Raw genomic sequence first — 20,705 nt, 5'->3', positions numbered from 1 at the left:
GAGGTCCTCATGACACAGACGCCCCCGCATCCCATCCTGCAGGCCCTCGTCGGCGACGGGGAGGTGGGGGCGTTCTTCTCCGACGAGGCGGAACTTGCCGCCATGCTGCGTGTCGAGACCGCCCTGGCCGAAGCCGAGGCGAAGGTCGGGCTGATCGACGAGGGGGCTGCGAAGCGCATCGCCGAAGTCAGTCGCACCTTCCAGGCGGATTGGTCCAGGCTCGCTGAAGGATTGGCCCGCGACGGCGTGATCGTCCCGGATTTCGTCAGGCAGCTGCGGGCCGCCGTCGGTGAACCTCATGCCCGATCGGTTCATGTGGGAGCGACCAGCCAGGACATCATCGACACATCCCTGGTTCTGCGCCTCAGGAGCGTCGTCGAGATTCTCGGGCAGCGCCTCGCTACGCTGATCCATAATCTCGATGGGTTGAAGCGCCGGGACGGCGCGACGCGCGTTATGGCGCATACCCGGATGCAGCAGGCGCTCCCGTTCAGCGCGGCCGATAAGATCGATACGTGGCTCCAGCCGCTGGAGCGGCACCGGGAGCAACTGCAGGACCTCGCACCGCGCCTGCTCGTCGTCCAGCTCGGCGGCCCCATCGGCACCCGGGGCGAGCTGAAGGGGCAGGGCGACGCCGTGGCGGATGCCATGGCCGAGATCCTGGAGCTTGGTCTTGCCCCCTCCTGGCATTCCCAGCGCGACAGGATCGGCGAGTTCGGCGCCTTCCTGTCTCTCCTCACCGGAACGCTGGGCAAGATCGGTCAGGACATTGCCCTGATGGCCCAGAACGAGGTTGGCGAGGTGCGGCTTGCAACGGGCGGCGGCTCGTCCGCCATGCCGCACAAATCGAACCCTGTCCCGGCCGAGGTGTTGGTGACGCTTGCGCGCTTCAATGCCGGAATGCTCGGGACACTGCACCAGGCCCTGGTGCATGAGGGCGAGCGTTCGGGAGCGGCCTGGACCTTGGAATGGATGGTTCTGCCGCAGATGGTTGTCGCCGCCGCCTCGGCCCTGAGCAAGGCTCAGGGCCTTGTTGCGACCATGGGCTTCGCATCTTCGATGTCGACGGAAGCGTAGCCGCGTGGCTCCGAGACCCTGAACCACCAATGAGGCAGAACCCGACCCGCCGTTCCGCCGGGAAACGCAGCCCTGCCATCTGAGCAATTGCGATTGTGCTCCGAAAGTCTTAAATCAGCGGCATGTCAGGAAGGGCGGGGCCCTTCGCCTCAGGGGTTTAGCTTCATGGCCGTCGTTCTCGACCTCCTCAACAAGGATCAGCGTCCTCGCCATCCGGAAAAGGCGCACCGGCCGGACCAGCCCGTTCAGCAGCGCAAGCCTGAATGGATCCGCGTGAAGGCGCCCGGATCGCCCAAATGGGCCGAGACCAACCGGATCGTGCGCGAGAACAAGCTCGTGACCGTCTGCGAGGAGGCGGGCTGCCCCAACATCGGCGAGTGCTGGGAAAAGAAGCACGCCACCTTCATGATCATGGGCGATACCTGCACCCGGGCCTGCGCCTTCTGCAACGTGAAGACGGGAATGCCGCAGGCGCTCGACCCGAATGAGCCAGAAAGCGTGGCGAAGGCGGTCGAGAAGCTCGGCCTGGAGCACGTGGTCATCACCTCGGTGGACCGGGACGACCTGGCCGACGGCGGGGCGCAGCACTTCGCCGACGTGATCCACGCCATCCGGGCGCGCTCGCCGAAGACCACCATCGAGATCCTGACGCCCGATTTCCTGCGCAAGCCCGGCGCGCTCGAGATCGTGGTCGCGGCCAAGCCCGACGTGTTCAACCACAATCTCGAAACCGTTCCGTCCAAGTACCTGAAGGTCCGCCCCGGCGCGCGCTATTTCCATTCCATCCGCCTGCTGCAGCAGGTGAAGGAGCTGGATCGGACCATCTTCACCAAGTCCGGCATCATGGTCGGCCTGGGCGAGGAGCGGAACGAGGTCCTGCAACTTATGGACGACCTGCGCTCGGCGGATGTGGATTTCATGACCATCGGCCAGTACCTCCAGCCGACGAAGAAGCACCATCAGGTGATCCGCTTCGTGACGCCGGACGAGTTCAAGGCCTATGAAACCACCGCCTATGCCAAGGGTTTCCTCCTCGTCTCCTCGACCCCACTGACGCGGTCCTCGCATCACGCCGGCGAGGATTTTGCCAAGCTGAAGGCGGCTCGTCTGACGAAGCTCGGCTAGAGATTCGCGAGAGCCAATGCAGCGCATTCTGGTCATCGGCAGCCCGGGCGCGGGCAAGAGCACCCTGGCGAGCCGCCTCGCCGGACGCCTCGACCTGCCGCTGATCCATCTCGACCGGGAATATTTCGGCCCAGGCTGGACCATGCCGTCCAAGGAGGAGTGGCGCGATCGGGTCCGGGCGCTTGCTGCCCGGCCGGCCTGGATCATGGACGGCAATTACGCCAGCACCTTCGATATCCGTGTGCCCCGCGCTACGACGATCGTCTGGCTCGACCTGCCGCGCTGGCAATGCGCTTCCAGCGTGCTCTGGCGCGTGGCGCGCAATTACGGCCGCTCGCGGCCGGATCTCGGGTCCGCCGGGCCCGAGCGCTTCGACTGGTCCTTCATGCGCTGGATCTGGTCCTATCCCGACAGGATGCGGCCGAAGACCCTACGCATGCTGGAGCGTCTGCGCGCGGACCAGAAGGTCCACGTGCTGCGTTCCCGTTCCGACATTCCGGCCCTGGAGGCCGCGCTTTCAACCGTCAAAGAGGCCGCCTGAGCATGCCGACCTTTCGCACCACGCGTTCCGTCCAGCATAGTCCGGCCCAGATGTTCGCCCTCGTGGCCGATGTGGAGCGCTATCCGGAATTCGTGCCGCTGTGCGAGGACTTGAGAATCATGCGTCGGGTCCAGAGCGGCGAAGGCATCGAGTCCCTCGTGGCCACCATGTCGGTGGGCTACAAGGCCATCAAGGAGACCTTCACCACCCGGGTGACGCTGGACGATCCGCGCCGGAAGATCACGGTCGAATACGTGGACGGCCCATTCAAGTATCTCGAGAACCGCTGGACCTTTCGGGAAACGCCCGGCGGCGGCTGCGAGGTGGAGTTCTACATCAACTACGAGTTCAAGAGCTTCGCCCTGGGCCTGCTCATGGGGTCCGTCTTCGACAAGGCCTTCCGCAAGTTCACCGAGGCCTTCGAGGAGCGGGCGGACGAGATCTACGGCACGCCCTCCCAGGCGCAGGCCGGGGCGAGAAGGGCCTGATCAGCGAAGGGCCTGCTCCAGCAGGGACAGGGCGTCCTCCACCGCCCGGCGGCGGACGTTCTCGCGGCCGAGATCGCCGTAGCGCCGCTCCAGATGAACCGTCGCGGCTCCCTTGCGGGTGAGGCCAAAATGGACGAGACCCACCGGCTTCGCGGCCGTTCCGCCGCTCGGGCCGGCCACGCCCGTGATGCCGACGGCCACGTCGGCCCGGGAATGGGCCAGCGCCCCCTCGGCCATGGCGCGGGCCACCGGCTCGCTGACGGCTCCGTGCGCAGCGATCAGGTCCGCCGGGACACCGATCAGCTCGGTTTTCGCCTCGTTGGAATAAGTCACGAATCCACGCTCCACGACGGCCGAGGAGCCGGAGATCTCCGTCAGCAGGGCGGCCACGAGGCCGCCGGTGCAGGATTCGGCGGTGGCGATCTTCAGGCCCTTGGCCTTGTAGGCGTCGAGCAGCGCCGCGACGCGAGCCTTGATTTCGGGCGTCATGCGCTCACCTCCGGCAGGCGGATCGTTGCGGCCGCCTGAGCGGCGATTCCCTCGGCGCGGCCGGTAAATCCAAGCTTCTCCGTCGTCGTCGCCTTGAGCGAGACCTGGTCCAGGCGAAGCCCGGCGATCCCGGCGATCCGCTGCCGCATCGCCTCCCGATGAGGGCCGAGGCGCGGCTTCTCGCACAGGAGGGTGGCGTCGAGATGATCCAGGAGGCCGCCCCGTTCGGCGACGAGCCCAACCGCGTGGGCCAGGAACCGGTCGGAGGAAGCGCCGCGCCATTGCGGGTCGCTCGGCGGGAAATGAGTGCCGATATCACCGTCCGCGAGGGCGCCGAGGATCGCGTCCGTGAGGGCGTGAAGGATCACATCCCCGTCCGAATGGGCGAGCACCCCGCGGTCATGGGGAACCCTGATGCCGCCGAGCCAGATATGATCACCATCTCCAAAGGCATGGACGTCGAATCCCGTCCCGAGGCGGGTTACGTAAGCCATTGTGTTTCCTTTCAAACGCCTCTCAGCCTCCTGAAAATCCGCCGGATGCGTGAGCTTGATGTTGCCGCCATCGCCTTCGAAGACATGGACCGGCAGACCGGCCCATTCCGCGAGAGCGCCATCATCCGTGAAGGCGTGGAGGCCTGCCGCCGCGGCCCGGCGATGCGCATCGAGAAGAAGCGGGAAACGAAAAGCCTGCGGCGTCTGCACGGCCCTGAGCGTCGAACGGTCCGGCGTGGAGAGCACTTCCGATTGCTCTCCGATCACCTTGATCGTATCGGTGACGGGCGTTCCCGGAACGGCGGCGCCCCAGCGCCGAGCCGCCTCGATGGCCCTCTCGATCAGGTCGGAGCCGGCGAATGGACGCGCGGCATCGTGAACGAGAATGAGTTCCGGATCGAGGCCCGAGAGGGCCTCCAGGCCGTTCTTCACCGAATCCTGCCTTGTCGCACCACCATGAACGCATGGCAGCAATGTCGCGGAGGGAGTTGGCAGGACCGCGACGGCTTCTTCATAGAGCGCCAGGTCGTCGGGATGGATCACTACCACGGTGTGGCCGATCTCGGGATATTCGAGAAAGGCGGAGAGCGTCCTCGCCAGGACCTGCATCCCGCCAAGTTCCCGATATTGCTTGGGTGCCCCTTCGCCCGCTCTTGATCCGCGACCGGCAGCAACGATGAGGGCGGCAACTGACATTCAAGGACCTCTTTGTAACGGATGCTCTCCTAAGCGTGACGCAGAGGGAAGGCAAATCCCCATGCGAGGGGCTTGCACCGAACGTCGAATTGTCTATTGATTAGGCACAATGAGTTTTGATCAAAAAATAGGCGCAAACGGTTTCGACATCGGCCCTGTGCGTGTCGAGGCGGCGGCCATTCTTGCACCTTTGTCCGGAGTTACGGATGTCGCATTCCGGCGCATTGCCAACCGTCTGGGGGCTGGTCTCGTCGTGTCCGAGATGGTGGCTTCCGACGAGCTGGTCCAAGGTTCGGAAGAAGCGCAGCTGAGAGCCGAAGGGGCCGGAATCGAGCCTCACGTCGTCCAGCTGGCCGGCTGCGAGCCGCATTGGATGGCCGAGGCCGCCCGGGTCGCCGAGGGGGCAGGGGCGCGCATCATCGACATCAATATGGGTTGCCCGGCCAAGCGCGTGATCGGCGGCTATGCCGGGTCGGCGCTCATGCGCGATCTCGACCATGCGGCCCGGCTGATAGAGGCGACCGTCCAGGCCGCCAGCGTTCCCGTGACGGTCAAGATGCGGCTCGGCTGGGATCATGACACCCTCAACGCGCCGGAGCTGGCCCGCCGCGCCGAGAGCCTTGGCGTGCAGGCCGTGACGGTGCACGGCCGGACACGTCAGCAATTCTACAAGGGCCAAGCGGACTGGAACGCGATCGCGGCTGTTGTCCGGAACGTCGGCATCCCTGTGATCGCCAATGGCGATATCGGCACGCTCGACGATGCGAGAAAATGCCTGTCGGCTTCCGGTGCGGCTGCCGTGATGATCGGGCGCTCCGCCGTCGGCCGACCCTGGCTCGTGGGCCAGATCGGCGGTGCCCTGCAGGGTGTAACGATCCCCGATCCCTCGCCCGAAGACATGACCGGGATTGCCGTCGAGCATTACGAGGGCCTCCTGTCCCTCTACGGGGAAAGGACCGGCGTTCGCCATGCCCGCAAGCATCTCGCCGCCTATGCGGACGTGGCCAGGGCTTCGGGCTTCCACATCCCGCCGAGCGTCAGGACGGCGCTCGTCACATCCGAGGAACCCAGGGCCGTGACTGACTTGCTGCGCTCCCTTTACCGCCATCAGGATCGAGAGGCGGCATGACGGGCATGAACGACCTGATCATGAATGCGCTGCCGATCCCGGTTCTGATGATAGGGCCGGAGCACCGCATCGTGCATGCCAATGCGGCGGCCGAATCCTTCTTCGAGATGAGCCTGCGCATGATGCTGCGCCAGAAGCTCAGCGATTTCCTGCCCTTCGGCTCGCCGGTGATGGCCCTGGTGGAGGATGTTCGCCAGCGCGGCTCCAGCGTCAGCGAGCATCGGGTCGATATCGGCAGCCCGCGCCTTGGTGCGGAGCGCATCGTCGACGTATCAGCCAGCCCTTTGGGCGACGACACCGATCATGTGATCGTCATGCTCCAGGAGCGGACGATCGCCGACAAGATGAACCGTCAGCTGACCCATCGCGGCGCTGCCCGGTCGATCACGGCCTTGGGCGCGCTTCTGGCGCATGAGATCAAGAATCCCCTGTCGGGCATCCGTGGTGCGGCGCAACTCCTCGAGCAATCGGCCAGCGAGGATGACCGGCTGCTGACGCGCCTGATCTGCGACGAGACCGACCGGATCGTGAAGCTCGTGGAGCGCATGGAGCTGTTCGGCGAGGAAAGGCCCGTGGAACGGGGACCCGTGAACATCCATGGCGTGCTCGATCACGTGAAGCGCCTCGCGCAGTCGGGTTTTGCCCGGCATATCCGCTTCGTCGAGAACTACGATCCGTCGCTCCCGCCCGTGCTCGGCAACCGCGATCAGTTGATCCAGGTCATTCTGAACCTGGTCAAGAACGCGGCCGAAGCCGTCGGCATCGATGCGCCGGACGGCGAGATCGTTCTCTCCACGGCCTTCCGTACCGGCGTCCGGCTCCAGGTGCCCGGCTCCCAGGAGCGGGTCAGCCTTCCGATCGATCTGAGCGTCACGGACAACGGTCCCGGCATTCCTCCCGAGCTTATGACCGATCTCTTCGATCCGTTCGTAACGACGAAGGTTCAGGGCAGCGGCCTGGGGCTCGCCCTCGTGGCGAAGATCGTGGGCGATCACGGCGGAATCGTCGAATGCGAGCCGGCGCCCAGACGAACCACTTTTCGAATTCTCCTGCCCATGCACCGCGCCGACGACGGTCGCGGGGCCGAATTGTGAGATTGAGCGATGCCTAGCGGACAGATTCTTCTCGCCGACGACGACGCGGCCATCCGGACCGTCTTGAACCAGGCCCTGTCTCGGGCCGGATACGAGGTTCGCTCCACCAGCAATGCTGCGACCCTCTGGCGATGGATTGCTCAAGGGGAGGGCGATCTGGTCATCACGGACGTCATGATGCCGGACGAGAATGCCTTCGATCTCCTGCCCCGCATCAAGAAGATGCGCCCGGATCTGCCGATCATCGTCATGAGCGCTCAGAACACGTTCATGACCGCCATCAAGGCCTCCGAGCGCGGGGCCTACGAGTACCTGCCGAAGCCCTTCGATCTGAAGGAACTCGTTGCGGTCGTCGGCCGGGCCCTGTCCCGCCCCCGGAATGTTCCCGCCGGGGCCAGTCCGCCGCCGGAGAACGAGGATATCCCGCTCGTGGGCCGTTCGCATGCCATGCAGGAGATCTACCGGGCGCTCGCACGCCTCATGCCGACCGACCTCACGGTGATGATTACGGGCGAGTCCGGGACCGGCAAGGAACTCGTGGCAAAGGCCCTGCACGATTACGGCAAGCGCCGTCAGGGGCCGTTCGTTGCCGTGAACATGGCGGCGATTCCACGCGAACTCATCGAATCCGAGCTCTTCGGCCACGAGAAGGGCGCCTTCACCGGCGCGACCGCCCGCAATACGGGTCGTTTCGAACAGGCGGAAGGCGGCACGCTTTTCCTCGACGAGATCGGCGACATGCCCATGGAGGCGCAGACCCGCCTCCTGCGCGTTCTCCAGCAGGGCGAGTACACGACCGTCGGCGGCCGGGTGCCGATCAAGACGAATGTCCGCATCGTGGCGGCCACGAACAAGGACCTGCGCGTGCTGATCCAGCAGGGCCTCTTCCGCGAGGATCTTTACTTCCGGCTCAACGTGGTGCCCCTGCGCCTTCCGCCGCTGCGGGAACGGGTCGAGGACATCCCGGATCTGGCCCGGCATTTCTTCATGCTGGTGGAAAAGGAGGGGCTGGCTCGCAAGCAGCTCGACACGGAAGCCATGGACCGGCTGAAGCGGTACCGCTGGCCGGGCAACGTCCGCGAGCTGGAGAACCTGGTGCGACGCTTGGCGGCCCTGTACCCGCAGGACACCATCACAGGCGCCATCATCGAAGCAGAACTCGATTCTCAGCCCCTGCTGCCACCTCAGCCGGTCGGAAAGACAGCCCAATCGTCCCAGCAGAACGCGGAAGGGCTGTCCGATGCGGTCGAACGGCATCTCAACGAGTATTTCTCGGGCTTCAGGGACACGCTGCCGCCTCCTGGCCTCTATCACCGCATCCTGCGAGAGATCGAGGGCCCGTTGATCGGTGCGGCCCTGGCCGCGACCAGGGGCAACCAGATCCGCGCGGCCGAGCTTCTGGGCGTCAACCGCAACACCCTTCGCAAGAAAGTACGGGATCTGGAGCTCATGGTGGTCCGCTCCAACCGCGGCTGAGCCTTGGCCGCTGTAATAATTTGACCACAGTGTTGTGTTGGTGCATCACCCGTGGCGGGGGTGCTGGACCGAAAGCACCCGATTGGCGGGGCTTCAGTCTTGATCGAACAGGACACCATTGCACAACGGCAGGCGGCCGAACCGTCCCAGAGCGGCCTCGGCTGGCTGGGCTATGGCGCCGTGCTGTCCGCTCTGGCCTCGGCCCTGGCCACGTTCCTTATCCTCGCCGGCGCGACCCCGCTCCTGCCCACCCACAACGTGGTGGTGTGGGTCTTCCTGCTGAACGGCGTGCTGATCGCGCTCCTGCTCGGCATCGTCGCCTGGCAGACCCGAAAGCTGGTCCGCGAGCGGCGGGCTGGCGCGGCTGCGGCCGGACTTCACGTGAGGATCGTCGGGCTGTTCAGCCTCGTGGCGGTGCTGCCGGCGATTCTGGTCGCGGCCGTCGCCACCGTTACCCTGGAACGCGGCTTGGACCCCTGGTTCACTGGCGCGCTCAAGGACCTGATGACCAACACGGTTGCCATTGCCCGGTCCTATCGCGAGGTGCAGTGCCGCACGCTCGCCCGCGAGACCCAACTCATGGCGGCCGATCTCAACCGCGCCAAGGTCCTCTTCGACGCGGACCGCAATCTGTTTCGGGAGTTCATGAATTCCCGCGCGGTCTTTCTCGGCTTCCCGCTTGCCATGATCGTGGATACGGACGGATCGGTCGTCGAACGCATCGACGCCAAGAAGCTCGATAACGTCCCTCTGCCGACGGAGACGGACCTTCGGGAGGCAAGCAACCGGGAGGCGCTCTGCCTTTTCCCGAAAACCGGAAACATCTTCCGCTCGGCCCTGAAGCTGGACGCCCATGGCGGTCGCATCCTCTACGTGGCCAGGGAGGTCGATCCGCGCGCGCTCGAATTCCCTCAGGTGGCGGAAGCCGGCGTGGCCTTTTACGAGGCTCTCGACCAGAAGAAGGCGGGCATCCAGATCGCCTTCGCGTCCATGTTCACGCTGATCGCGCTGATCGTCCTGCTCTCGGCCGTCTGGTTCGGGCTGAACTTCGCGAACCGCCTCGTTGCCCCGATCCGGCGTCTCATCCATGCGACGGATCAGGTGGCGACCGGCAATTTCTATGTCCAGGTCCCGGTGAAGCGAGGCGAGGGCGATCTCGGACATCTGGGCGAGACGTTCAACAAGATGACCTCGGAACTGCGCCGCCAGCACGACGGGCTGACGGCAGCCAGCGACCTCATGGACCGGCGGCGCCGGTTCACCGAGGCGGTCCTGGCGGGCGTGTCGGCCGGCGTCATCGGCGTCAATGCGAGAGCGCAGATCACCATCGTCAACCCGTCGACGGAGGCCCTGCTCGGCACCTCGCACAAGGAACTGCTCGGCCAGCCGATCACCATGGTTCTGCCCGAGGTGGCCCCGCTCGTTGAGGAGATGAGCCAGGGCCGCCAGCGCCTGATGCAGCAGCAGATCCACATTTCCCGCAAGGGCAAGGAGCGCACCATCAACGTCCGCGTCACCAGCGAGCAGGCGCGCGGGGGACAGAGGGACCTCGTCATCACCCTCGACGACATCACGGACCTCGTGCTGGCGCAGCGGACCTCCGCCTGGGCTGACGTGGCCCGGCGCATTGCGCACGAGATCAAGAACCCCCTGACGCCCATCCAGCTGTCGGCCGAGCGCATCCGCCGGAAATACGGCAAGGTGATCACCACGGACCGGGAGGTGTTCGACCAGTGCACCGACACCATCGTGCGGCAGGTCGACGATATCAAGCGGATGGTGGACGAGTTCTCGTCCTTCGCCCGCATGCCGAAGCCGACCATCGGCGACGAGGATCTGGCCGAGACGATCAGGCAGGTGATCTTCATGATGAAGATCGCCCATCCCGAGATCGAGTTCGACGATCGGGTCCCGCCCGGGTCCCTCATCGCTCCCTTCGACCGGCGGCTGGTCTCGCAGGCGGTGACGAACATCGTCAAGAACGCCACCGAGGCAATTGCGGCGGTGCCGGAGGAAGAGAGAGGGCAGGCGCGGATCTCGGTGCTGCTCGATGACACGCATCCGGATTATCTGATCCTGGCCGTGACGGATAACGGCAAGGGCTTCCCGGTCGAAGGCCGACAGCGCCTGTTGGAGCCCTACATGACGACGCGCGAGGGCGGAACCGGACTGGGGCTGCCGATCGTTGCAAAGATTCTGGAAGACCATGGAGGTGGCATGGAACTCGCCGACAATCCAACCGGCAGGGGCGGGCAGGTTCGCATGTGGATCCCAAAGACGAAGCACGTTGTATCGGAAGAGACATCGGCCGCTTCCAGCCGAAACGACTCCCGCAGGGCAAGCCTATGAGCGCAGATATTCTCGTCGTCGACGACGAAGTCGATATTCGTGAGCTGGTCGCCGGCATTCTCGAGGATGAAGGCAACCGCACCCGCACGGCCGGCACGTCCGATGAGGCTCTGGCCGCCATCGAAACCCGGCGTCCCCACCTCGTATTTCTCGATATCTGGCTGCAGGGAAGCCGTCTCGACGGCCTTCAGGTTCTGGAGATCATCAAGTCCCAGCACCCGGACCTGCCGGTCGTGATGATCTCCGGCCACGGCAACATCGAGACAGCCGTGTCCGCTATCAAGGCGGGCGCCTATGATTTCATCGAGAAGCCCTTCAAGGCGGATCGCCTGGTTCTGGTGGCCGAGCGCGCCCTGGAGGCCTCCCGCCTGAAACGCGAGGTCCGCGACCTGCGCTCGCGTTCGGTTCAGGCCAGCCGCATCGCCGGCCGGTCGATCATCATCAACCAGCTCAGGCAGGCGGTGGAGCGGGCGGCGCCGACGAACGCCCGCATCCTGATCACCGGCGCGCCCGGATCCGGCAAGGAGCTGACGGCCCGAACCATTCACGGTCTTTCGACCCGGGCCAACGGCCCCTTCATCGTCCTGTCGGCCGCAACGATCACCCCCGACACCATGGAGGCGGAGCTTTTCGGCACCGAAGGCGGCGAGGGCGGGGGACGCCGTGTCGGCGCCCTCGAAGAGGCCCATGGCGGCACTCTCTACATCGATGAGATCGCCGACATGCCGCGGGAGACGCAGAACCGGATCCTGCGCGTGCTGGTCGATCAGAACTTCCAGCGCGTCGGCGGGACGACGCGGGTGCATGTGGACGTCCGAATCGTCTCGTCGTCCAGCCGCGACCTACCCGCCGCCATTGCGGCGGGTCAGTTCCGGGAGGACCTGTTCCATCGGCTCGGCGTCATCCCGATCCGGGTTCCGTCCCTCGCCGAGCGGCGCGAGGATGTGCCGGAGCTGATCGAGTTCTTCATGGAGCAGATCTCGTCCACGACGGGCCTGCCCAAGCGGCGCATCGCCGAGGATGCCATGGCAGTTCTTCAGTCGCATGACTGGCCCGGCAACGTCCGTCAGCTTCGCAACAATGTTGAACGGCTGATGATTCTCACCTCGGGCGACCCGGACGCCGAGATCACGGCCGACATGTTGCCCACCGAGATCGGCGCGCTCGTTCCGAGCACTCCGGGCGGGGCAGGAGGCGAGAAGCTCATGAGCCTGCCCCTTCGCGAGGCCCGCGAGATCTTCGAGCGGGAATATCTCCTGGCGCAGATTGCCCGATTCAGCGGCAATATCTCACGAACGGCGGAGTTCATCGGCATGGAGCGCTCCGCGCTGCACCGGAAGCTGAAATCCCTCGGCATTGGCGGCTGAGAACGCGTTCCTGCGTTTCTCCCGCCGGTCGGGAAGGTCGAAAATCTACAATCCACGGGAAAATATAACCCCAGGGAGGTAGAAGCATTGACTGCCTCTTGCCGAACGCTGCCGTTCGCCCTGTAATAGATCTGCCGGTCACCGACCGCACGAATGCGGACAACCATATCCAGGCGGCCCCATAGCCAAGACCGGCGGCGATGGGCTGGCGAGGCAACTTCAATGGCGGGCGATCGCGCGCAGAATCTTCAGGACACTTTTCTGAACTACGTCCGGAAGCAAAAAATTCCCCTGACGATCTTTCTCGTGAACGGGGTGAAGCTTCAGGGTGTCGTCACCTGGTTCGACAACTTCTGCGTCCTCCTGCGCAGGGATGGTCATTCCCAGCTGGTTTACAAACACGCCATTTCCACCATCATGCCGGGACAGCCCGTCCAGTTGTTCGATCAGATCGACGAGGCTGGCGAGAAGGCTTGAGGTGACGGAACCACGCAGTCCGGGGGAAGAACGTCTCGCTCAGCTTGCCGAACCGGAAAAAGAGGTTGCGGCAGGAACGCGGACGCTCGTTATCGGTCCGTATCTCACACGCCGGCGGCGCGGTGCAGCCGAAGCAGATGGGGAGGGGGGCAATCCGCGCCCTCCGGAAGCTCGCCTCGATGAAATCACCGGGCTTGCGCTCGCAATCGATCTGACCATCAGCCAATCGTTGATCGCGCCTCTCTCATCCCCGCGACCCGCCACCTTCATCGGTAGCGGCAAGGTCGAGGAACTGGCGGGGCTGATCCGGGCAGAGGACATCGGCCTCGTAGTCATGGATTGCGCCCTCAGCCCGGTGCAGCAGCGCAACCTGGAAAAGGCCTGGGGGGCGAAGGTCATCGACCGGACGGGCCTCATCCTCGAAATATTTGGACGGCGGGCCAGGACCAAGGAAGGCACCCTTCAGGTCGAATTGGCACATCTGTCCTACCAGAAGGGCCGGCTGGTCCGATCCTGGACGCACCTCGAGCGCCAGCGCGGCGGGTTCGGCTTCCTCGGGGGGCCGGGCGAGACGCAGATCGAAGCGGATCGCCGCCTGATCCAGGAGCGGATGAACCGGATCGAGCGGGATCTGGAAAGCGTCGTGAAGACGCGGTCCCTGCACCGGACGAGCCGCAGACGGGTGCCTTACCCGATCATCGCCCTCGTCGGCTACACCAATGCGGGGAAGTCGACCCTGTTCAACCGCATGACCCAGGCCGACGTTCTGGCCGAGAACATGCTGTTTGCGACCCTCGACCCGACGTCCCGCGCCATCGAGCTTCCCCATGGCGAGAAGGCCATCCTGTCGGACACGGTCGGGTTCATCTCGGATCTTCCGACAATGTTGGTGGCGGCGTTCCGCGCCACGCTCGAGGATGTGGTCGAAGCCGACGTCCTGCTGCACGTCCGCGACGTATCGCACGGGGAGACCGAGGCCCAGGCCGGCGACGTCGCCATTGTTCTGCGGGAACTCGGCATCGATCCGGACGATACGAGACGCATCGTCGAGGTCTGGAACAAGGCGGACCTGCTGTCGGCGGAGGATCGCGAGCGGCTTGCGACCGCCTCGCACCGAACTGGCGAGGAGCGGCGGCCGATCCTCATCTCGGCTCTGACGGGGGACGGGATTCCCGAGCTTCTCGCGACGATCGAACAGCACCTGTCCATGGGGCGGCCGACCTACGAGGTCGATGTCGCGCCGGAAGACGGGCAGGGGCTCGCCTGGCTGCACGAGAATACAGAAATCCTGGATCGCGAGACGAAGGAAAACGGGCATACCATCCTGCGGATCCGCCTCGTCGCCGGCAAGGAGCCCCGGTTCCTGAACCGTTTTCCCGACGCCCGCGTCCTATGATGTCGGGCCGGGCTCGCGCTCGGCCAGCTTCGCCGCGACCCAAAGCTCCTCCATCTCTTCGAGTGAGGCCTCGTCGAGGCTCCGATCCCGCTCTCCGAGAGCCGTCTCGATGGCTTTGAACCGCCGCTCGAACTTGGCATTCGTCCGCCGCAGAGCCCGCTCCGGATCGATGCCGAAATGCCGGGCAAGGTTGGTGACGGAGAACAGGAGATCGCCGATCTCGTCCTCGATCCTGTCTTTCTGTCCGGAAGAGGACGCTTCCTTGACCTCCTCCAGCTCCTCATGAATCTTGTCGATGACCTGTACCGCCTCGGGCCAGTCGAAGCCCACCTTCGCGGCTTTGGCCGTCAGCTTCTGGGCTCGCGTCAAGGCGGGCAGGGTAGTCGGGATGCCTCCGAGAAGGCCAGCTTCGTGAGGCTCGGGCATGTGCCCCATCGTCTCGCGGGCCGCGCGCCGTTCGGCCTTCTCTTCGGCTTTGATCGTATCCCAGAGGTTCTTCACCTCCTCGGGCGACAGGTCCTTGATGTCCCCGAAGACGTGTGGGTGGCGCCGGATGAGCTTTCTCGTGATGGCTTCGACCACGTCGGGAAAGGCGAAGGCACCCTGCTCCTCGGCCATCCGGGCGTGAAAGACGACCTGAAGCAGCAGATCCCCGAGTTCGTCCCGCAGATCGGCCAGATCGCCCCGCTCGATGGCGTCGACGACTTCGTAGGCCTCTTCGAGGGTGTAGGGAGCAATCGAGGCGAAATCCTGCTCGATATCCCAAGGGCACCCGGTTCCAGGCGTCCGCAGGGCCGCCATGATTTCGATAAGCCGCGTGATGTCCTTGGAAGGCGTCATGATGAGATCCCTGGTCGCTCGGCCCGTGTCATAGCCTGAGGACAAAACGCCGGGCTAGCTGGATTCGCGCCATTTCCTTGCGTTAGCGGTATAAGGGAGGATGAAGGCTTCAGCCACAACGAGGATAGAATCATATGAAAGCGCGGGTGAAACTGGTCGACGGCATGATGTTCGTGGGAGAGTCCGGCAGCGGCCATGCCGTCGTCATGGACGGGGCGCCGGAATATGGCGGCCGCAATGTCGGCATTCGCCCCATGGAGATGCTCCTCATCGGGCTTGGAGGCTGCACGGCCTTCGATGTGGTCCAGATCCTCAGGAAGGGCCGCGAGCAGGTGACGGATTGCGACGTCGAGGTTACCGCCGAGCGCGCGGAGACGGACCCGAAGGTCTTCACCGCAATCCACCTCGACTACAAGGTCAAAGGCAGGCGCCTTGCACCGGCCAAGGTGGAAAGAGCCATCGATCTTTCCAAGGAAAAATACTGCTCCGCCTCGATCATGCTGGGAGCCGTGGCCAAGATCACCCATTCCTGGACGGCGATCGACGAGGCTGAGGAGGCGGAAGCGGCTTCCTCCTGAACCATTCGCATCCGGGATCCACGGTCATGAAGCTGTTCTTTTCCGAAGCACAATTGGCCCACCGGCCGACGCAATACATGGTGCATGGGCGGATCGTGGATCCCTTCGAAAACCCCGATCGGGCCACGACGCTCCTCACAGTCCTGGAGAGACAAGGATTGACGCGGACCGATCCCGGCGATTTCGGACGCGACCCGATCCTGGCGGTCCATGCCGCCCATTACGTGGACTTTCTCGAAGACGCCTATGCCCGCTTCATGGAACTTCCCGATCACGGCCCGGAAGTCCTGCCGAACGTCCATCCCTATCGCGGGGCCGGGATCGACCTGGAGGAACGCGGCAAGCCGCGCACGACCGGGATTCTCGGCCAGGCAGGATGGTACATCGGCGGCATGTCCTGCGCGATCATGGCGGGCACGTTCCAGGCTGCCTATGCGTCGTCACAGGCGGCGGTTGCCGGTGCCCAGGCAGTGTTGGCAGGCGAACGAGCCGCCTACGCACTTTGCCGTCCGCCCGGTCATCATGCCTATGCCGACAGAGCCTCGGGATTCTGCTTCTTCAACAACGCCGCCATCGCGGCCGCGGTGCTGCGGAGCCACTTTCCCAAAGTGGCCATCGTGGATTTCGATACGCATCACGGCGACGGCACGCAGGCGATCTTCTACACCCGCCAGGACGTCTTCTACGGCTCCGTGCATACCGACCCCTCGTCCTACTACCCGCATTATGCTGGTTATGCCGACGAGACCGGTGCGGGTCCCGGCGAGGGGGCCAACCACAACCTGCCCCTCGCACCGGGTGCCGACGACGAGGCCTTCATCGACGCCAACCAGCGTCTGGCGTTGGCCGTGCAGGCCCATGGAGCCGAGGCGCTCGTCCTGTCCGCAGGCTGGGACGCTCACCGGGACGATCCCTTGTCCAAGCTCAACGTGACCTCGGATGCTTTCGCACGGGTCGGAGACATCTGGGGCAAGATCGACCTGCCGACCTTGATAGTCCAGGAAGGCGGTTATTCGCTGGCAGCTGTCGCCGAAGCGGCTCCAGCCTTCATCACGGCGTTCCGCTCGAACTCCGCCGCGTAAGGATCTGCGCCGGGTACGGTCGACGGCATCACTGTTCATTGTTTCCTTCGAGGCCGGTCATTCTTTGACCACGTTCTTGCTCACCTTGGCCGGGTACTTCACCCGGCCCTTGAGGCCTTGACCGTTGAAAGGATCATCGTGACTCGGACGCCAGAACGCAGGGGCTCGTCGATCAGCCGCCTCACGATCTCAGGCCTCGCCGTTGCAGCCATCACGGGATGGGGAGCCTATGCCTATTCGGTTCTTTCATCCACGCAGCTCGAACAGCAGGTGAGTGGCCAGACGGCCGCGCTCCGAGAATATCAAGCCCAGTTCCTGTCGGAGCGCAGGAAGGCGGAGAATGAAGCGGGAGAGATTAGAAAACTCCAGGAGCAGCTCGCGCTGGCTAAGGGCGAGATAGAGCAGCTGACGGTGAAGCACACGGAAACCGAGGCAAGCCTTTCCGCCGCGAGAGAACAACTGGCATCGCTCCAGGACATCCATGCCCCTCCGGCCCTCGACGGCGCGGTCGCCCTGCGCGGCGTTACGCCATTGCCCACGAAGCAGGATGTGATCGCAGCGCAGAAGGCCCTCACGGATCTCGGCTTTGGCAAACTCGAGGCCGACGGCGTCGTCGGAGCAACGACGCGTCAGGCGATCGAAGAATATCAGCGTCTCGTCGGACTGACCGTCACCGGCCAGCTTCATGCCCAAACACTGCAATCTCTCATGCGGTCCGCGAAGGTCGTGGCCGCACAGAATGAGCGCACGGAATAACCTCTAGGATAAAGATGAGCCCTGACACCACGACGCGGTCCCGGTGAGCACCGGGACTGCGTCATTCGGCATGCGCTCACATTTTCTTGAACGCGCTGTAAGCCCTTGCGCCTTTTGCCGGAATTTGGGGCATTTTTCGCTTGGCCGGTCCTAGACCAGCGCGGTTAACCCTCAGGTAACCTCGCCTTGGAAGGTTGCGGGCTCTGCAACCGCCAAAGCGAGTATCCCGTAGATGAAGGCCACAAGCACAGCTGCCGCAATCCTTGTCCTCTCGAGCACCTTTGCCCTTGCACAGTCCCCGCGAGCGATCGGAACAAGCGAAAGTTGGAGCGCGTGGAAAGACTACGAGAACAAGTCTGCTGCCTGCTATGTCTATTCCGACGCTTCATCCATGAAGCCCGAGCATCTCGATCACGGACGTGTCACCCTGTTCGTGCGCAGGCTTGATCACGGCAAGTTCCGAACAGAAGCCAGCCTGCAGGCGGGCTACGACTTCGCTCCCACGGCGATCCGCATTGCGGTGGACGGCCGCTCCTTCACCATGATCCCGCGCGGGAACCATGCGTGGTTGAGGCGCACCGAGCGCGAGACCGAGTTCGTGCGCGCTCTGGAGAAAGGACGCGTGGCGGTCGTGGAGGCGACCTCGAAGCGTGGAAACAAGACGACTTACACCTTCCCTCTCAAAGGATTTACCGCCGTCATGAAGAAAGCCCGTCAGGCATGTCGGTGACATGATGCCGCCGCTGAACAGGAGCGGACGGGGAGCTTCCGACCTGCAAGCTCTGCCCGTTTCAAAGGCTCCACGATCGGCATTTCACTCGTGCGTTGAGGACCGTCGCATGGCCCGGAAGGCGAGGGGCGGGAGGCCGGTCTTCTGTTTGAAGAAGCGGGCAAAGTAGGCCGGGTCGTCGAAATCGAGCGCCAAGGCGATTTCCTTGGCGCTCAGGCTCGTGAAGGTCAAATAGCGCTTGGCCTCGAGGATGATCCTCTGATGGACGACACCCAGTGCGGTGTCGCCGAGATGTTCACGGCAGATCCGGTTGAGGTGGGTCGGCGTCAGGCCGAGCCTGCGGGCATAGGCCTCAACAGGGTGATGCTTGCGGAAATCCTGGTCGACGAGTTCGCGAAAGCGGAGGGCATGCTGAAGCGCCCGGCCTCCGGGGCTGCGGGTCCCGGCCTTTGTCGAGCCTCCAATCCTGTGGAGTGCGATCAGAACGAGCAGCAGGCGCGCCTGAATGGCCTCCGAGCGCCCAAGGCCGCGTCCGGTGAATTCCGCCGTCAGGGCCGCGATGTCGTCAGCCAAGCCGCGCGCGGCATCCGCATGGTCATGAAGGCCGATAATCCGAATAGACCGGACCGTCTCCCGGATGCCGTCCATCTCTGCGAGGATATGGGTCAAGCGGCTGTCGAACAGGGTGAATACTGTTCCCTGCACGTCCGGCGAGAACGTGTAGCCATGCACCGTCATCGGCGGCAGGGCCACGATTGCGGGACCGGCCAACGTCGCACCCTGGCCGTCGACCACGATGTCGGCGGTGCCGCAGGCGAGATGAAGGATCTGGAACAGCTTCTCGTGCCGGTGCGGTAAAATCCTGTAATTATGCAATCGGCTGCGGCTTTGAATGGTTTCGCAATGAACCCAGTCCGCGCCGGGATCCTCGCCCGATTCTCCATAGAGTGCGTAAGAAGGGATGTCTCCGAAGGCCAAATTCTTGCGATCCGTCCTGCATTGTCGAATGTTCGAAATGTCCAATCCGATGCTCGCTTTGTCTATTGGCCCTTCGACGGGTCGGGTTCATTCTGCGGCAACGTGAAATAGACGGCTCAGACCGTCGTTGCGGAGGACATGAGCATGCGGACCCAGGTGGCCATCATTGGCGCCGGACCGGCCGGGCTTCTGCTCGGACGCCTTCTGGACAAGGCCGGGATCGAGACCGTCATCCTTGAGCGGCGCAGTCCCGACTATGTGCTCGGACGAATCCGCGCCGGCGTGCTCGAGCAGGGCACGGTGGAGCTTCTCGACAAGGCAGGCGTCGGCGAAAGGCTTCATGCGGACGGCCTCGTCCATGACGGGGTCGAGTTCTGCTTCGACGGCGACAGGCACCGGTTCGATTTCCGCGCGCTGATCGGGCGAACGGTGACCGTCTATGGGCAGACCGAGGTCACCCGCGATCTCATGCAGGCCCGCGACATCTCCGGTGCGACGACGATCTACGAGGCCGAGAACGTATCATTGCATGATTTCGACGGTGACGGGCCCAAGGTGCGCTACGTCAAGAACGGCGTCGAGCACGAGATAACCTGCGATTTCATCGCGGGTTGCGACGGCTATCACGGCGTGGCCCGCGCAAGCCTGCCCGAGGCGGCGATCCGCACCTTCGAGCGGGTCTATCCCTTCGGCTGGCTCGGCATTCTCGTCGACAGCCCCCCGGTGGCCGAGGAGCTGATCTATGCCCATCACGAGCGCGGCTTCGCGCTCTGCTCCATGCGCTCGCACACCCGCAGCCGCTACTACGTCCAGGTCCCTGCGGACGAAAAAGTCGAGGAATGGTCGGACGACCGGTTCTGGGACGAGTTGCGCCGCAGGCTCGACGGGGAAACGGCAGGCAATCTTGTGACGGGCCCTTCCATCGAGAAGTCCATCGCGCCGTTGAGGAGCTTCGTGGCGGAGCCTCTGCGGTTCGGGCGCCTCTTTCTCGCGGGCGACGCCGCTCACATCGTTCCGCCGACCGGCGCCAAGGGGCTGAACCTCGCAGCGAGCGATGTCGGCGCGCTGGCCGAGGCGCTTGTCGAGTTCTACGACGAGCACTCCCCGGCCGGGATCGATGGCTACTCCGCTCGCGCGCTGTCGCGGATCTGGAAAGCCGAGCGCTTTTCCTGGTGGATGACTTCCATCCTTCACACATTTCCCGACACGGATTCCTTCAGCCGCCGAATCCAGCGGGCGGAGTTCGACTACCTCAGGGGTTCGGAAGCCGCCGCTCGTTCCCTGGCGGAGAACTACACCGGACTGCGGATCTGAGATATCCGCCATGACGCCCTTTGAATTTTCGAACGTCATCGCCTTCGGCAAAAACAGAAGATCATCAGATTGCTTGCATTGATCGCACCATTAACTTTACCAGAGCATTAATGTGAAATCTGATATGACGTTACGTTGACTAATAAGAAAATATTTCCGAATTCTAACTATCACTATGCTGATACTCATGGCGGATTGAGCGCTCACAGAGGTGATGCCGTCTCAAAGG

At 64.1% G+C, this 20,705-nt stretch carries 20 protein-coding genes; 16 read left to right on the top strand and 4 right to left on the bottom strand.

Features of this window, described 5'->3' with window-relative positions:
• Positions 1-9 precede the first annotated feature (9 nt).
• From H0S73_RS14730 to H0S73_RS14715, 4 genes are all read left to right on the top strand, one after another.
• Positions 10-1,077, top strand: a complete 1,068-nt coding sequence (locus H0S73_RS14730; RefSeq protein WP_181052860.1) for a 3-carboxy-cis,cis-muconate cycloisomerase — start codon at positions 10-12, stop codon at positions 1,075-1,077.
• Between the two features lie 165 nt (positions 1,078-1,242).
• Positions 1,243-2,202 (top strand): lipoyl synthase, encoded by a 960-nt coding sequence (gene lipA, locus H0S73_RS14725; RefSeq protein ID WP_181052859.1) that lies wholly within the window; start codon positions 1,243-1,245, stop codon positions 2,200-2,202.
• Between the two features lie 16 nt (positions 2,203-2,218).
• The gene (locus H0S73_RS14720; RefSeq protein ID WP_181052858.1) at positions 2,219-2,743 is read left to right on the top strand and encodes a P-loop NTPase family protein; all 525 of its coding nucleotides are present in this window, start codon (positions 2,219-2,221) and stop codon (positions 2,741-2,743) included.
• Between the two features lie 2 nt (positions 2,744-2,745).
• Positions 2,746-3,231, top strand: a complete 486-nt coding sequence (locus H0S73_RS14715; protein ID WP_181052857.1) for a type II toxin-antitoxin system RatA family toxin — start codon at positions 2,746-2,748, stop codon at positions 3,229-3,231.
• On the opposite strand, the gene H0S73_RS14710 is transcribed toward H0S73_RS14715, so the two are convergent.
• Entirely contained in the window at positions 3,232-3,720 is a 489-nt protein-coding gene (locus tag H0S73_RS14710) for a CinA family protein (protein WP_181052856.1), read from the bottom strand.
• On the bottom strand, positions 3,717-4,910 hold the full coding sequence (locus H0S73_RS14705; protein WP_181052855.1) for a bifunctional 2-C-methyl-D-erythritol 4-phosphate cytidylyltransferase/2-C-methyl-D-erythritol 2,4-cyclodiphosphate synthase: 1,194 nt from the start codon (positions 4,908-4,910) through the stop codon (positions 3,717-3,719). Before H0S73_RS14705 ends, H0S73_RS14710 begins: the two co-directional genes overlap by 4 nt.
• A gap of 109 nt (positions 4,911-5,019) precedes the next feature.
• Here H0S73_RS14705 and dusB point away from each other — a divergent pair, with 109 nt between their 5' ends.
• The 7 genes from dusB (at position 5,020) to hflX (ending at position 14,198) form a co-directional block, all read left to right on the top strand.
• The gene (dusB, locus tag H0S73_RS14700; protein ID WP_181052854.1) at positions 5,020-6,039 is read left to right on the top strand and encodes a tRNA dihydrouridine synthase DusB; all 1,020 of its coding nucleotides are present in this window, start codon (positions 5,020-5,022) and stop codon (positions 6,037-6,039) included.
• Positions 6,036-7,133 (top strand): two-component system sensor histidine kinase NtrB, encoded by a 1,098-nt coding sequence (locus tag H0S73_RS14695; protein ID WP_181052853.1) that lies wholly within the window; start codon positions 6,036-6,038, stop codon positions 7,131-7,133. The genes dusB and H0S73_RS14695 overlap by 4 nt, the downstream gene beginning before the upstream one ends.
• Before the next feature lie 9 nt (positions 7,134-7,142).
• Positions 7,143-8,609 carry a nitrogen regulation protein NR(I) gene (gene ntrC, locus H0S73_RS14690; protein ID WP_181052852.1) on the top strand — a complete coding sequence of 489 codons (1,467 nt, stop codon included), beginning with the start codon at positions 7,143-7,145 and terminating at the stop codon, positions 8,607-8,609.
• 99 nt (positions 8,610-8,708) lie between these two features.
• A complete protein-coding gene (locus tag H0S73_RS14685) occupies positions 8,709-10,958 on the top strand; it encodes a sensor histidine kinase NtrY-like (RefSeq protein WP_181052851.1) in 2,250 nt (749 codons plus the stop codon).
• Positions 10,955-12,325, top strand: a complete 1,371-nt coding sequence (ntrX, locus tag H0S73_RS14680) for a nitrogen assimilation response regulator NtrX (protein WP_181052850.1) — start codon at positions 10,955-10,957, stop codon at positions 12,323-12,325. Before H0S73_RS14685 ends, ntrX begins: the two co-directional genes overlap by 4 nt.
• Positions 12,326-12,547: 222 nt before the next feature.
• The gene (gene hfq / locus H0S73_RS14675; RefSeq protein WP_009491222.1) at positions 12,548-12,802 is read left to right on the top strand and encodes an RNA chaperone Hfq; all 255 of its coding nucleotides are present in this window, start codon (positions 12,548-12,550) and stop codon (positions 12,800-12,802) included.
• Between the two features lies 1 nt (position 12,803).
• Positions 12,804-14,198 (top strand): GTPase HflX, encoded by a 1,395-nt coding sequence (gene hflX / locus H0S73_RS14670; protein WP_181052849.1) that lies wholly within the window; start codon positions 12,804-12,806, stop codon positions 14,196-14,198.
• Here the strand turns inward: hflX and mazG are convergent.
• Positions 14,193-15,038, bottom strand: a complete 846-nt coding sequence (gene mazG, locus H0S73_RS14665) for a nucleoside triphosphate pyrophosphohydrolase (RefSeq protein ID WP_181052848.1) — start codon at positions 15,036-15,038, stop codon at positions 14,193-14,195. The genes hflX and mazG overlap by 6 nt on opposite strands.
• Before the next feature lie 134 nt (positions 15,039-15,172).
• Here mazG and H0S73_RS14660 point away from each other — a divergent pair, with 134 nt between their 5' ends.
• The 4 genes from H0S73_RS14660 to H0S73_RS14645 all read left to right on the top strand — a co-directional run bounded on the left by H0S73_RS14660 (position 15,173) and on the right by H0S73_RS14645 (position 18,184).
• Positions 15,173-15,616, top strand: coding sequence for an OsmC family protein (locus H0S73_RS14660; RefSeq protein WP_181052847.1), 444 nt, complete (start codon positions 15,173-15,175; stop codon positions 15,614-15,616).
• A 26-nt stretch (positions 15,617-15,642) separates the two neighbouring features.
• Positions 15,643-16,698 (top strand): histone deacetylase family protein, encoded by a 1,056-nt coding sequence (locus tag H0S73_RS14655; RefSeq protein WP_181052846.1) that lies wholly within the window; start codon positions 15,643-15,645, stop codon positions 16,696-16,698.
• A 138-nt stretch (positions 16,699-16,836) separates the two neighbouring features.
• Entirely contained in the window at positions 16,837-17,454 is a 618-nt protein-coding gene (locus H0S73_RS26260; protein WP_343058378.1) for a peptidoglycan-binding protein, read from the top strand.
• A 232-nt stretch (positions 17,455-17,686) separates the two neighbouring features.
• Complete coding sequence (locus H0S73_RS14645) at positions 17,687-18,184, top strand: invasion associated locus B family protein (protein ID WP_281369167.1); 498 nt, start codon at positions 17,687-17,689, stop codon at positions 18,182-18,184.
• A gap of 84 nt (positions 18,185-18,268) precedes the next feature.
• Here the strand turns inward: H0S73_RS14645 and H0S73_RS14640 are convergent, their stop codons facing one another.
• A complete protein-coding gene (locus tag H0S73_RS14640; protein WP_181052844.1) occupies positions 18,269-19,162 on the bottom strand; it encodes a helix-turn-helix domain-containing protein in 894 nt (297 codons plus the stop codon).
• A 144-nt stretch (positions 19,163-19,306) separates the two neighbouring features.
• Between H0S73_RS14640 and pobA the strand changes: the two genes are divergently transcribed.
• Complete coding sequence (pobA, locus tag H0S73_RS14635) at positions 19,307-20,476, top strand: 4-hydroxybenzoate 3-monooxygenase (protein WP_181052843.1); 1,170 nt, start codon at positions 19,307-19,309, stop codon at positions 20,474-20,476.
• Positions 20,477-20,705 lie beyond the last annotated feature (229 nt).

The organism is Microvirga mediterraneensis, assembly GCF_013520865.1.
GTDB lineage: Bacteria > Pseudomonadota > Alphaproteobacteria > Rhizobiales > Beijerinckiaceae > Microvirga > Microvirga mediterraneensis.
The sequence above is the reverse complement of the archived record's forward strand: the minus strand, read 5'-3'. Positions and strand labels throughout refer to the sequence as shown.